We start from the raw sequence: 13922 nt of genomic DNA, 5'->3' as shown, positions 1-13922 counted from the left end.
TCATCCGGGTTTTAAGGGCAGGTTTCTTTAGTGGAAACCTGCCCTTTTTCTGGATTTGATTCGATTAATAATGATCAGAGATTTTTCAGGTATGGACTCCGGTAATGTACAAAGTTTAAATATCCTGAATTATATGATTACAGAAAGGAAATATCCTGTATGTCAAAGAAGAAACAGGAAATGCAATACAGATATTATGAAATGCCTGAGGACTCCTATGTACTTGCGCTTACGGGTCAGTCCTGGGTGAGAAAATACGGAGACGGAATTCCTTATCTCCACTTTCATAATTACCTTGAGATCGGAGTATGCCATAAGGGAACGGGAGAGATGGTATATGAAAATACCGTTTACCGTTTTGAACCCGGGTGTTTTACGCTGATACCTCCGAATTATCCGCATACCACCAATTCCGATCCGGGTACACTGGGCTTTTGGGAATATCTTTTTGTTGACTGTGAAGGACTGATCAAGCTTATGTTTTCAAAAAATGAAGATAAAGCACGGGCAGCCCTGGACGAACTTTACAGGAGACCTTATTTCTTTAAGTCCGGCGACGGCGATTTTCTCATGAAGGATATCACTTCGATATTTGATGAACAAAATGAGAGAAAAAACCTTTATAAACAAAAGAGTGATGCTTATCTTGTGAATCTCCTTATAAATATCATACGTATGAACGAGGTATCCACAGAATCGGAACAGATAGAAAAAGACGCATTTAAGGAAGAGCCAGGTGATATGGACAGGCTTAAGCCTGCCATAGATTACATTAAGGCGCATTTCATGGAAGAGATATACATCGGAAAGCTTGCGGATCTGTGTGCCTTGTCAGAAACTCATTTCAGACGTCTCTTTAATGATAATCTGCATCTTTCTCCCCTTGAATACGTAAATTCCATACGTATTCATGAGGCTTGTAAAGAGCTCAGAACCTCTGATAAACCTATAAGGACAGTGGCCTATGAAACAGGCTTTACTTCCATGTCGACTTTCCAGAGAAATTTCATGAAATTTGTGGGAATGACTACACATGAATGGAGAAATCATCCCGAGAATTATGAGTATAAGCTGCAGAAGTATAAGATCAGCACATATGAGGGATGGTGAAACACAGGGAATATCAGACATAACCAAACCGAAAGACTTAAATCAAAAAAAGTTCTTGTATTACGTTTCTGTAGTATAAGAACTTTTTATTTTACCCATAATTTTGAATGTAATAAGCCTGAAAATATGATAAAATGTATCAATATAGCGGTTAATCACGGTTTTGATTTCCGGATGGTATTAACTGTTTAGGGGAACATCAATATAGTTTGTACTCAGAGATAAACAAAGGGGTTGAATGAGGGAATTAAAGGACATATGGACATGCGTCCTTTAATTAAAATGCTCATAAACATGCATATATTCACGATTAATGCATAGAAATACGATTTATGCAAGAAATGCGTGAAATATATGCATTTTTTATGCAAATAAAAACAGGTTGACAAAACACATTGCGGGTTTTATCATTTTAATCAATACCTAAGGCAAAGGTTATGAAAAATCTGTATTTCATAACACACAATATATAGTTTGCCTTCAGAGAGGGAGAAATTATTATGAAGAAGTTATTATCTTTAGTAATGACAGGTGTTCTCGCAGTCAGTGCTTTAACAGCGTGTGGTTCTTCAGGTTCTACAGCAGGAACTCAGGCCGCAGGTGGTGAGACTACTGCTGCAGCTGCTGCAGCTTCTGCAGAGAGTGCCGCTGCCGGCGCAGCTTCAACCGGAAACTCCGGAGAAGAGGTTGTATTCGGTACAGGTGGAACAACAGGTACCTACTATGCAGTTGGTGGTGTTATGGCAACAGTTCTGAATCCTCTTATGCAGAATTCTCATCTCACTGTTACATCAACCGGTGCTTCAAAGGCAAACATCCAGCTTATCGATGACGGTGATGCAAACCTCGCAATCGTTCAGAACGACGTTATGTCTTATGCTCACGAAGGAACAGACCTTTTCGCTGACGAAGGCGCTTATGAGACATTCGCACCTGTTGCAGGTCTTTACGACGAGACAGTACAGATCATCACATGCAGCGATGATATCAAGACAGTAGCAGATCTTAAGGGCAAGACAGTTTCTGTTGGTGATGCAGGTTCAGGTGTTGAGTTCAACGCACGTCAGATCCTTGATGCTTACGACATCAGCTTTGACGACATCAAGGTTGTTAATGCTTCCTTCGGTGATTCAGCTGATTCCCTTAAGGATGAGAAGATCGATGCAGCATTTATCGTTGCAGGTGCTCCTACAACAGCAGTTGTTGATCTTTCAACAACAAAGGCAGTACACCTTGTAGAGCTTGATGACGATCATATCAAGACACTTCAGGACAAGTATAGCTTCTATACACCGACTACAATTCCCGGCGGCACATACACAGGTGTTGATGCAGATGCCAAGACAGTTTCCGTAAGAGCAACAATCATTGCTTCAACAAAGCTTTCTGAGGATGTTGTTTACGAGATGCTCAAGACTATGTTCGACAATAAGGATGCTCTTGCTGCAGGTCATGCAAAGTTCGAGCTTCTTAATCTTGAAGATGCAACAAAGGGAATCACAATCCCATTCCATCCGGGTGCTAAGAAGTATTATGAAGAGCAGGGTATCACAGTTGACTGATGAAAAATCAGTTTATAAATCATAAGAAGATCTTAGTGGCGGTGATTGCTTTATTAGCGGTTACCGCTACCGTTGTTATTTATATTCAATTGGTGGGAATCGGAGTTCTGGCTGTTTCCGATGCATCGGATGGCAAAGTTTACGGAATGTATCCGGTAAGGGTTGGAGATACCTTCAGCATTGGATTTATCCATTCTGTAAACAAGAGCCCGCTCATTGATTATTATGAAATAAAGGCTGACGGAATATACGTGGAGAAAACCGTTTATTACGGTTTTGGTGCCGGGGTTCAGACAGAGCTTTCCGAAGGGGAGAAACTTGAATACGGGCAGGATGGAAGTATGATAGTTTCAGGCTTTGATAAGAAGATACCCGATCTCACTTATTTTGTGGGAACGGTATCTGATCATACATTGAGGATCAATGAAGGAAAAGACATTAGCCTGAGGGATCTTTGCGGCAGAAATTCACGGGTCAGATTTTCATATATGAAGTGGAAGTTTTTTTAAACCGATGGGAATGGAGGACACAACTTTGGAAGAAAAAACAAACAACACAACAAAAGATGCGGGTGTGAACAGTATCCCGCAGGGCGGACAATCTGCCGAGGCGCAGGCAGTTGTCGATGAGATCATGAAAAAGTATGACCGTGAGTCAAATGTAAGACCCTGGAAGGGCGTTTACGACAAGGTCATCAAGGGGCTTCTTGCAGCATTCTCTCTTTTTATGATCTACATGAATCTTTTTGCGGTGTGGGATGAGCGTATCAGACGTCCTTTATTCGTTGGTATAGTTATCTTATTCATTTTCATACTGTATCCTTCAGGTAAAAACCATCTGAAGCCACAGAAGCAGAACCACATACCGTTTTATGATCTGATCCTTGCGGTGGCAGGTTCCTTCAGCTTTTTCTATTTTGTAATTAACAATCGCGAGATTATCAATCATGCGACCCGTATCAACCAGACAGAAATCATCCTCGGTGTTATCGGAATCATAGTTCTTGCCGAGTGCTGTCGAAGAGTTACAGGTATTCCTATCGTTGTTGTAGCCGCGCTTTTTGTGGTTTATGCATTCAGTACAGGAGCTTCCTTACGTAAGATAGTTTACAACCTGTTCTACACTACTACAGGTGTTATAGGAACTCCTATAGGAGTATGCAGTACCTACATCGTACTGTTTATCATATTCGGTGCATTCCTTGAAGCAACAGGTATTTCCGAGTTCTTTATCCAGTGTGCCAATGCTTTGGCCGGTTCAGCAACCGGCGGTCCCGCAAAGGTATCCGTTATTTCAAGTGCTCTTTGTGGTATGGTTTCAGGATCTTCTGTTGGTAATACAGTTACCACAGGTTCAGTTACCATCCCTATGATGAAAGAAACCGGATTCCCGGGAGAGTTCGCAGGTGCGGTTGAGGCAGCTTCCTCAACAGGAGGACAGATCATGCCGCCTATCATGGGTGCAGCTGCATTCCTTATGGCAGAGATGATCGGTGTGCCGTATTCCAATATCGTTGTGAGAGCCATTCTTCCTGCGATACTTTACTTCACCGGTATCTTCCTTATGGTTCATCTCCGTGCCAAGAGACTTGGTCTCAAGGGAATTCCAAAGGAAGATCTTCCTAAGTGGAAGGTGCTTCTCCCAAGAATTTACCTTCTGATACCTATCATTGCGCTGATCTATCTTATCTGTGCCGGATATACCATGAGCCGTGCAGCCATCATTGCCACCATACTTTGCGTTGTTGTAAGTATGTTTGACAAGGATCATCGTATGTCTCCCAAGGATATGTTCAATGCTCTTGTAACAGGTGCGAAGAATACATTGTCAATTGCGGCAGCCTGCGGTATCGCCGGAATCATCGCCGGAGTCGTTACCATGACAGGACTTGGCCAGGTTTTCATCACAGCCATAGTGGGAGTATCACACGGAAACCTTCTGATAGCCCTTTTCCTTACCATGATCTGCTGTATCATCCTGGGAATGGGTGTGCCTACAACAGCAACCTACATCATCATGGCAACAACCTGTGCACCGATCCTAACCACAGGTATGGGACTTAATGCATTGAGCGCAAACATGTTTGTATTCTACTTTGGTATCGTTGCGGATATCACACCGCCGGTTGCACTTGCAGCTTATGCGGGTTCCGCTATCGCAAAGGCTGATCCTATGAAGACAGCTATCAATGCGACGAGACTTGCAATTGGAGCTTTCCTTGTTCCGTATATCTTTTCACTTAACCCGGCAATGCTGCTTATCGACACAGATGCCATAGGAGTTGTGATGATCGTTATCACCAGCTTCCTCGGAATGTTCGCGATTTCTGCATCGCTTGAGGGTTACACTGTTAAGCCTATCAACATGGTAGTACGTATATTGCTTGCCGTTGCAGGTCTTATGATGCTTTATCCCGGAACCCTGACCGATGTTATCGGTATCGGAACCATCGCTGTTATCATGGCTGTTGATGTGATGCAGACCAAAAAGCAGAAGGCACAAGCATAAGAAGAAATCGACTGATGTCATATGAACCGATCGACACACGAGTGTCGGTCGGTTTTTTTGATTCTGTTTTCTGATAAAAAACTATCCCTTTTTTAGATACCGACTAAAGAAGCAGTCATTCTGCTCCCTTTTTTGTGCCTGAATGAGGATTTTTTGTTATATCTGCTAGTCATTTTTGATAGATTACAAGCATAACTCCCTGTGATACGATGTGAGTAGTGGAATTATGTATAGTTATGACTATATAGGGGAGAGAACGAAAATGACTAATATTCTGGAGGATATTGCTGCCTACACTTATAAGCGAGTGGATAAGGCAAAAAGGTTAGTGTCGTTGGAGGAAATGAAAAGAAGAGCGGAGGCTATGGATCCCAATACCGGTTTTCCTTTTGAAAAGATATTAAGGGAACCCGGAATGAGTTTCATATGTGAATGCAAAAAAGCGTCACCTTCAAAAGGAATCATTGCAATGGATTTTCCGTATCTCAAGATTGCATACGAGTATGAAAAGGCAGGAGCTGCTGCAATCTCGGTACTTACGGAGCCTAAATGGTTTAAGGGCAGCAATGAGTATCTCAGACAGATTGCAGAGACCGTGAAGCTTCCTTGTCTCAGGAAGGATTTTGTGATCGATCCTTACATGATCTATGAGGCGAAAGTTCTGGGGGCAAAGGTTGTTCTTCTCATATGTGCATTGCTTGATGAGGAGAAACTAAAATCCTACATTGAGATTGCTGACAGCCTGGGATTATCTGCTATCGTTGAAGCTCATGATGAGCAGGAGATCCGGAAGGCTGTGAATGCCGGAGCAAGAATAATCGGAGTTAATAACAGAAACCTGAAGGACTTCACAGTAGACATTCACAACAGCATTAACCTTAGAAAATGTGTGCCGGAGGATATACTTTTTATTGCCGAGAGCGGTATAACCTGTCATGAAGATATCCTTGAGCTGGAAGAGGGTAATGTTAACGGCGTGCTTATCGGCGAAACACTCATGAGGGCGGCCGACAAGAAGGCTATGCTGGACGAACTCAGATTCGGTATACTTCGGGAGCAGGCAGTCTGATTAGTCTGTTAAGTGCTAAAATGTGTTGTATATGGCTGGATATCTTTTTGAAGTAATACTGAAGATTTGAAAACTGATATTTAAGTTATTTTAGTTATAATTTTTCGGTATTTTTAAGTTGCCTGATAAGAATTGACATTTGGTGTCAAAAGATTTATCGTAAATCTAAAGTTAATAAATTAAACCGTTGAGGCGGAGATTAAACTATGTATGCTCCCACAGAGAGTCGGCGATGGTGAGAATCCGGCAGAAAACAGCATGGCAAATGGACCGCTAAGGGCACAATGAAAAGCATCGATGGTTAAGATGCTGAGTATCCTGTGACGTGAGACATACGTTAGTTGTCGGAGATATGAAGGTATCTCGCAAAGCGCACGAGTCATGTCGTGAAACAGGGTGGCACCGCGAATATTTCGTCCCTGGCAGAACCATATTTTATTATGGTTCTGCCGGGGACTTTTCTTATTTACGGAAGACAATAAGCGCAGCGTGAGATCAGGATTTTCAAAAGAGGAAAAACCTCGGAAGGAGAACAAAATGATCAGAAATGCAATCGACAAAATCGCAACATTGAAGGGTGACCTGACTTATGAGGAGGCTTATGAAGTCATGACTGAGATCATGACAGGCCAGACAACACCTACACAGAACGCGGCATTTTTAGCTGCACTTTCAACCAAGTCCACTAAGGCTGAGACAATAGATGAGATTTCAGGCTGTGCGGCTGCAATGAGAGAGCAGGCAACTAAGGTTCCTCATCCCGGCATGGAGGTACTTGAGATAGTTGGAACCGGCGGAGACGGAGCTCATAGTTTTAATATTTCCACCACAGCAGCAATGGTCATAGCCACAGCCGGAATCAAGGTTGCAAAGCATGGAAACAGAGCGGCATCCTCACTTTCCGGAACAGCTGACTGCCAGGAGGCATTGGGAGTAAATATCCAGCAGGATGTGGAAAAGGCGCAGGAGCTTTTGAAGGATGTAGGCATTTGCTTCCTCTTTGCACAGAAGTATCACTCGGCTATGAAATATGTGGGTCCAATCAGAAAAGAGCTTGGATTCCGTACGGTTTTCAATATTCTGGGACCTCTCACAAATCCTGCGAACCCGGATATGTTCCTGCTTGGTGTTTATGATGAGTATCTGGTTGAGCCGGTTGCAAAGGTTCTGGATAAGCTTGGGGTTAAGAGAGCATTCGTAGTATACGGACAGGACAAGATGGATGAGATTTCCGCATCAGCACCAACAACACTTTGCGAGCTTAAGAACGGTTACTACAGAACCACTGTTATTAAGCCGGAGGATTTCGGGCTGACAAGAGGTACCAAGGACGAACTGGTTGGAGGAACTCCATCTGAAAATGCATTGATCACTAGAAAGATTCTGAGCGGAGATATACAGGGAACCAAGAGAAATGCAATACTGCTTAATGCCGGAGCTTCGATCTATCTCGGCGGTAAAGCAGACAGCATCGAAGAGGGTGTAAAGAAGGCTGCAGAGCTTATTGACAGTGGGGCTGCTTTGAAGAAGCTGGAAGAGTATATCATCGCAAGTAATGCTTAATTTATCCCCGTTTTGGAGTAATGGAGATGCAATGACAAAAATCAAGATCTGTGGTCTCAGAAGGCCTGAAGACATAGAGGCAGTAAATAAATACCTTCCCGAATACGTGGGCTTCGTATTTTATAAAAAGAGCAAACGCTATGTGACGGAAGAGGAGGCTGAAAAGCTTTGCAGTATGCTTTTGCCTTCCATAGAAGCCGTGGGAGTGTTTGTTTCGGAGGAAATAGACATTGTACTCAGACTTATGAGGAAAGGGATAATATCTATCGCGCAGCTTCATGGTGACGAGTCTGCAGAGTATATAAATAAACTTAAGGAAGAACTGAAAAGACCGGGGATTTTTCCGGATGGTAAACCTTTTCATACTGAAGGAAAAATAATAAAAGCTTTCATTGTCAGAGATGAAAGTGATGTGAAAAAAGCTGAGAAGTCATCGGCGGATTTTATACTTCTTGATAAAGGCATGGGGGATGGAGAAACGTTTGAATGGCATTTGCTCAGAGAACTGAAAAGACCGTATTTCCTGGCCGGTGGACTTAATCCGGAAAATGTTTCGAAAGCCATAGAAAAGCTGCAGCCCTATGCAGTGGATGTCAGCTCCGGAGTGGAAACTGATGGCTTTAAGGATGCTGAAAAGATCAGGGCATTTATAGATAATGTCAGGAAGCATTGAGTTTAATCAAACCAAAAGATGACCTATAAGAAAACAGGAAGCCAAATCATGTTGATTATATAGAAAACTCAAATTGAGTATTGAAGAATCAATCAGAAATAATTGGGCATGTACCGGTTAATAAAAAAAGAGGAGATAAAATGAATCAGAACAATGGAAGATTTGGCGTTCACGGTGGTCAGTATATACCTGAGACACTAATGAACGCAGTAATAGAACTTGAGGAAGCCTACAACAAATATAAGGACGACCCTGAGTTTAACAGGGAGCTTATCGAGCTTTACAATGAGTATGCAAACCGTCCGTCGAGACTTTACTACGCAAAGCGAATGACCGAGGATCTGGGCGGTGCGAAGATTTACTTAAAGAGAGAGGATCTCAACCATACCGGTGCCCACAAAATCAACAACTGTCTCGGCCAGGCGCTTCTTGCAAAGAAGATGGGAAAGACCCGCCTTATCGCTGAAACCGGTGCAGGCCAGCATGGTGTGGCAACCGCTACTGTTGCGGCACTACTCGATATGGAGTGTGTGGTATTTATGGGAAAAGAGGATATGGAGAGACAGGCGCTTAATGTTTACAAAATGCGCCTTCTCGGTTCAGAGGTTGTTCCGGTGACAACAGGTACAGGAACTCTCAAGGATGCGGTTTCACAGGCCATGAGAGAGTGGACTTCAAGAATTGAGGATACACACTATTGTCTCGGATCCGTAATGGGACCTCATCCCTTCCCGACTATAGTTCGTGATTTCCAGGCGGTTATCTCAAGAGAGATAAAAGAGCAGATGCTTGAAAAGGAAGGAAGACTTCCGGATGCGGTTGTAGCCTGCGTCGGAGGAGGTTCCAATGCCATCGGTACTTTCTATCATTTTATCGATGACAAAGATGTAAAGCTTATAGGCTGTGAAGCTGCGGGCAGAGGCATTGACACCTTTGAAACAGCAGCCACCATCAATACCGGACGACTCGGTATCTTCCACGGAATGAAGTCCTATTTCTGCCAGAATGAGTACGGTCAGATCGCACCGGTTTATTCTATTTCCGCAGGACTTGATTATCCGGGAATAGGACCTGAGCACGCTTATCTTCATGATATCGGAAGAGCACAGTATGTGGCGATTACGGATGACGAAGCGGTGGAGGCATTTGAATATCTTTCAAAGCTGGAGGGGATCATACCTGCCATCGAGTCATCTCATGCTCTGGCATATGTTAAGAAGCTGGCGCCAACGATGTCAAAGGATCAGATCATAGTTGTAACTGTTTCCGGAAGAGGCGACAAGGACTGCGCGGCTATCGCACGCTACAGAGGGGAGGTAATTTCAGAATGAGCAGGATCACAGATGCATTCAAAAATCACAAAGCATTCATACCGTTTATTACCTGCGGGGATCCGGATCTGGAGACCACAAGAAGATGCGTACTTGAGATGGTGAAAAACGGAGCAGATATCATCGAGCTTGGAATTCCCTTTTCGGATCCTACAGCGGAGGGACCGGTGATCATGGAGGCAGACAACAGGGCACTTTCAGGCGGAGCTACTACTGATAAGATTTTTGAATTCACAAAGGAACTTCGCAAGGAAACAGAGGTGCCCTTCATCTATATGACTTATGCCAATGTTGTCTTCTCCTACGGCATCGAAAAATTCATAAAGAAGGCTTCCGATTCAGGTGTCAGCGGCATTATCCTTCCGGATGTGCCCTATGAGGAGAGGGGAGAATTTGAGGAGGTCTGCGATAAATATGAGGTGGAGTTTATTTCCATGATAGCACCTACTTCCCAGGACAGAATCAAGATGATTGCTAAGGATGCAAAGGGATATATATACGTGGTTTCCTCCCTTGGAGTTACAGGTTCAAGATCAAGCATTACCACAGATATAGGATCCATGGTGAAGCTTGTAAAGGAATGTACAGACATCCCTTGCGCTGTGGGCTTCGGTATTTCCAATGCCGACCAGGCGGAGGCAATGGCAAAGGTAAGTGACGGCGCCATCGTGGGATCCGCCATCGTAAAGATAATCGCTGAGCATGGAAAAGAAGCTCCTGAAAAGGTTGGAGCATTTGTTAAGGAGCTGGCTCAGGCGGTACATGAGGTGTGATAAGACAATGCCTTATGCGGTGCATTAGGTGATGCGACTTTAAGTGACTGAGATAGTGCGTCCAGGATTGAAAAGCAATGGGATTAGGGAAAAATCCTTATTCCGTTGCTTTTTTGTGACCAAAGAGTTGTATAATGGAGTAAGTTAATGAACAAAGAATAAAGGTTGACTGACCGGTTGAGAGTTCTTCGTTCAAATGTGAAAAAGTATGTTACGGAAAAACGTGACTAACGGAAAGGAAAAATATGCAGAGAGCAGAAAAGTTTTTAAAGGAAGCGGGAACCTATTATCTTGCAACTGTTGAGGGAGATCAGCCAAGAGTAAGACCCTTCGGAACAGCAAACATTTTCGATGGAAAGCTGTACATCCAGACAGGAAAGAAGAAGGACGTTTCAAAACAGATTCACATCAATCCAAAGGTTGAGCTTTGTGCCTTCAAGGATGGCACCTGGCTTAGAATAGCCGGCGAGCTTGTTTCTGATGACAGACGTGAGGCAAAGCAGGCAATGCTTGATGCATATCCCTCACTTCAGGGCATGTATTCAGCTGATGATGACAACACAGAGGTACTCTACCTCAAGGATGCAACAGCAACCTACTGCTCATTTACAGCAGCTCCGGAAGTGGAGAAGTTCTGATAATCAAGCCCTTAAAAAATGTTGTTATAACCTGAATTCAGGTCTTAAAAAATGTTATATACCCACTGTTCAAGGTCTGAAAAAGTGTAAAATCTATGTGTACATAAAACATTGGAAGGCGATTATTACACTTTATGCGGAGCGTAACAGGTAATGTTATTCTAAAATATGATAATAATATTAATCCCCGGTCAGTGATGTGACCGGGGATTTTTTAGACTTAATATGCAATTAATATGTCCATCCGCCTATTGGCATTCCTGAAAACATGTTTTGATCAAGCTGAGTTCCTATGAACATGCTCGGATCAAGCTGCGTGCCATAGATTATGTAAGTAAGACCTTCAGCGTTCTTGTTGAACGGGATGGTGAGTATTCCGTCTGCAGTACAAAGAACGTTAATACTTGTATTGTCACTGAAATATACGGTGTAGGACTGATTTGCCTTAACACCTGCTGCTACAGGAACATCGATGGTATCGGAAATAGCTGTAGCGAACATGTTGTTGAAGCTTACAATGCCGGTTCCCATAATGTTATCGGTATCCATATTGCTTAAGCCTGCTGCAGAGAAGTTGTTGATTGCCGTAAGCATATCAACAGGGGTAAGGATATCAGCAACATTTACTATAGCATTTGTTCCTGCGAGTGTCGGTGCCTGGATCTGCATAGCCATTACTGCAGGTGTAGTTTCGAAAATACCGCTTGCACTATTGTATGTATTGCTTGTAGCTGACTGGTTTTGAGTGCCTGTAGTTCCTGAAGAGCCATCAGACTCATGCTTCTTTGAATTATCTACGTCTGAAGAAGTAATCTTCTTCAGATTAACACCTACAAATACACCACCGCCTCGTGGAACTTCTAAGTAATGCTTATCGCCGTCTGTAATGAACTTACATTCAGCTGCTCCGGCTACATTATAGAAGCTGTCAACTGTGTAGCCACTAGGTACGGTTACTTCGAGATAAACCTTGTCACCTTCATGAGCAGTCTGGTAGCCGTGGCTCTCGGTTGTGCCTGAAACAGCTAAGTTACCACCGGAAGTCTTAACCGGGTCTACTTTGATAATGTAGTTGATGTTCTTTTCAGCTTCCTTGTTTTCTGTATAAGTTGTCTTCTCTGTTTTGGAATTATATTTCTGGGTTTCTACTATATTACCTGATTCCTTTACAGGCTCAATCTTCCAAACAGTAATGTTCAGATTTTCAGTTGACGATTTTGTAGACCCCAAATATGAAGCTGAAGAAGAGTCGGTTTCTGTAAGCACTATAGCATGCTCACCGCCGGAGAGGGTACCTCCGACAACAAGGTCAACAGAATTCTCATCAAACATTTTGGATATGAAAACTGCAGTATTGGAGGCAGTTACGTTTTCTGCTACTTTAACGGTAAGTGAGGAGGTTTTTTCCCAATCATCACTGAGACCGATTGCATATCCTTCTTCTCCATTGTCCGTTACATTTACACTTCCTCCGATATCTATGTTAATATTGCCTGCACCATGACCATAGATACCATAACCATCATCCGGTGAACTAACATTTACATCACCGCCAACAGTGATATTTACTGATGAATCGTTACTCTGAGTATATGCATTTATTCCGGTGACTTCTTCATACCAGTACTCGTTTTCTTTGGTTCCTTCTACATTTATATCACCGTCAATAACGACTTCGGAGTTACCGCTTGCGTGGATGCCGAGAGCTTCCGCCTTTTCGTATTCTATTTTATTATCCTTGTCGATATTGACGTCTACATTTAAATCACCACCTACAGTAACTTTACCATTAGAACCGGTTTGGATACCTGTGGTATTGAATTCCGAGGAAACATTAAGGTCGCCGTCTATATTCACTTCGGCCTTTGTAGTATTAGAGTTATAGGCATTTATATTAACACCGGCAGCATAAACACCACTTCCTTCGTCCGTTGTGTTTGTATCTGCGTTTACGGAAACATCACCGCCTACTTTAACATTTACAGATGAATTATCTGTTTGATTTCTGTAATCACCAACTTTAACATCAATACCTATTGATTCTCCATCGGAAGAAACAGACAGATCGTTTTTGACATTTACCTCAGTTTTGGAGTTTCCAGATGCTTTAGCAACAACACCCGTAGATGTATCTTCCCAGGGTTCACTATTTGTTACATTTGCGGAAACATCATTAGTGATAGTGACTTTTGTAGAGCCTTCATCATGTGATTCGGCATAAACACTGGTGGCGCTGCCTTTATCGTTTTCTGCTTTTGCATTATCTTCAGTTTTGGTTTCGTTGTGGGCTTCTACGGCTATTATTTCTGACTTTTCGGATTCTACATAACCCTCATCTAAATGATAACCTTCTTCGGCCAAAGCTGTCACGCCCGAGCTCATAACCATAGAGGCTGCAAGAATGACAGCCACCACTTTCTTTGTGTTACATAAGTTTCTTCTTTTCAAAGTAAAACCTCCATATAAAGTTTTTTATTCTACGAACTTTTTACGCCATAAGACGTAAACCCTAAATATCAATATATGAGTTTTGTGGAAAAAATCAACAATTATATCGCGATAATAGAGGAATAATTGTGAGATATGCTTAAATTTGAGCACAAATCGGGGAAATATAATTAAATAAAGGACTGAATTGATATAACTCTCTAAATCATTGAGTAATAAAATGTAGCGGCCTTTCTGGCTCCCAATC

Annotated in this window: 11 protein-coding genes; 10 read left to right on the top strand and 1 reads right to left on the bottom strand. The window is 42.7% G+C overall.

The annotated features are described in order from the left end of the window. The first annotated feature begins 159 nt into the window (after positions 1-159). From T357_RS0106805 to T357_RS0106760, 10 genes are all read left to right on the top strand, one after another. On the top strand, positions 160-1110 hold the full coding sequence (locus T357_RS0106805; protein WP_031550062.1) for a helix-turn-helix domain-containing protein: 951 nt from the start codon (positions 160-162) through the stop codon (positions 1108-1110). A 500-nt stretch (positions 1111-1610) separates the two neighbouring features. Beyond that, on the top strand, positions 1611-2672 hold the full coding sequence (locus tag T357_RS0106800) for a TAXI family TRAP transporter solute-binding subunit (protein ID WP_031550059.1): 1062 nt from the start codon (positions 1611-1613) through the stop codon (positions 2670-2672). Continuing rightward, the gene (locus T357_RS0106795) at positions 2672-3181 is read left to right on the top strand and encodes a DUF1850 domain-containing protein (protein WP_031550056.1); all 510 of its coding nucleotides are present in this window, start codon (positions 2672-2674) and stop codon (positions 3179-3181) included. The genes T357_RS0106800 and T357_RS0106795 overlap by 1 nt, the downstream gene beginning before the upstream one ends. A gap of 25 nt (positions 3182-3206) precedes the next feature. After that, positions 3207-5180 (top strand): TRAP transporter permease, encoded by a 1974-nt coding sequence (locus tag T357_RS0106790; RefSeq protein ID WP_242840071.1) that lies wholly within the window; start codon positions 3207-3209, stop codon positions 5178-5180. Between the two features lie 262 nt (positions 5181-5442). After that, a complete protein-coding gene (gene trpC, locus T357_RS0106785) occupies positions 5443-6249 on the top strand; it encodes an indole-3-glycerol phosphate synthase TrpC (protein ID WP_031550050.1) in 807 nt (268 codons plus the stop codon). 537 nt (positions 6250-6786) lie between these two features. Next, positions 6787-7812: an anthranilate phosphoribosyltransferase gene (gene trpD, locus T357_RS0106780; RefSeq protein WP_031550049.1), complete on the top strand. Its 1026-nt coding sequence runs from the start codon at positions 6787-6789 to the stop codon at positions 7810-7812. 31 nt (positions 7813-7843) lie between these two features. Beyond that, a complete protein-coding gene (locus T357_RS0106775; protein ID WP_031550045.1) occupies positions 7844-8485 on the top strand; it encodes a phosphoribosylanthranilate isomerase in 642 nt (213 codons plus the stop codon). A 140-nt stretch (positions 8486-8625) separates the two neighbouring features. Then, on the top strand, positions 8626-9816 hold the full coding sequence (gene trpB / locus T357_RS0106770) for a tryptophan synthase subunit beta (RefSeq protein WP_031550040.1): 1191 nt from the start codon (positions 8626-8628) through the stop codon (positions 9814-9816). After that, on the top strand, positions 9813-10589 hold the full coding sequence (gene trpA / locus T357_RS0106765; protein WP_031550038.1) for a tryptophan synthase subunit alpha: 777 nt from the start codon (positions 9813-9815) through the stop codon (positions 10587-10589). Before trpB ends, trpA begins: the two co-directional genes overlap by 4 nt. 245 nt (positions 10590-10834) lie before the next feature. Then, positions 10835-11227, top strand: coding sequence for a pyridoxamine 5'-phosphate oxidase family protein (locus T357_RS0106760; RefSeq protein ID WP_031550035.1), 393 nt, complete (start codon positions 10835-10837; stop codon positions 11225-11227). Positions 11228-11458: 231 nt separating this feature from the next. Here T357_RS0106760 and T357_RS0106755 read toward each other — a convergent pair whose 3' ends face one another. Next, a complete protein-coding gene (locus T357_RS0106755) occupies positions 11459-13675 on the bottom strand; it encodes a translocation/assembly module TamB domain-containing protein (RefSeq protein ID WP_031550032.1) in 2217 nt (738 codons plus the stop codon). Positions 13676-13922 lie beyond the last annotated feature (247 nt).

This window comes from Oribacterium sp. FC2011 (genome assembly GCF_000701645.1).
Taxonomy (GTDB): Bacteria; Bacillota; Clostridia; order Lachnospirales; family Lachnospiraceae; genus Oribacterium.
The sequence above is the reverse complement of the archived record's forward strand: the minus strand, read 5'-3'. Positions and strand labels throughout refer to the sequence as shown.

What these genes read in the sequence shown, in the direction of transcription:
- trpB (WP_031550040.1), top strand. Translation starts at nt 8,626, where the DNA reads ATGAATCAGAACAATGGAAGATTTGGCGTTCACGGTGGTCAGTATATA.
- T357_RS0106805 (WP_031550062.1), top strand. Translation starts at nt 160, where the DNA reads ATGTCAAAGAAGAAACAGGAAATGCAATACAGATATTATGAAATGCCT.
- T357_RS0106775 (WP_031550045.1), top strand. Translation starts at nt 7,844, where the DNA reads ATGACAAAAATCAAGATCTGTGGTCTCAGAAGGCCTGAAGACATAGAG.
- trpC (WP_031550050.1), top strand. Translation starts at nt 5,443, where the DNA reads ATGACTAATATTCTGGAGGATATTGCTGCCTACACTTATAAGCGAGTG.
- trpD (WP_031550049.1), top strand. Translation starts at nt 6,787, where the DNA reads ATGATCAGAAATGCAATCGACAAAATCGCAACATTGAAGGGTGACCTG.
- T357_RS0106795 (WP_031550056.1), top strand. Translation starts at nt 2,672, where the DNA reads ATGAAAAATCAGTTTATAAATCATAAGAAGATCTTAGTGGCGGTGATT.
- T357_RS0106760 (WP_031550035.1), top strand. Translation starts at nt 10,835, where the DNA reads ATGCAGAGAGCAGAAAAGTTTTTAAAGGAAGCGGGAACCTATTATCTT.
- T357_RS0106800 (WP_031550059.1), top strand. Translation starts at nt 1,611, where the DNA reads ATGAAGAAGTTATTATCTTTAGTAATGACAGGTGTTCTCGCAGTCAGT.
- trpA (WP_031550038.1), top strand. Translation starts at nt 9,813, where the DNA reads ATGAGCAGGATCACAGATGCATTCAAAAATCACAAAGCATTCATACCG.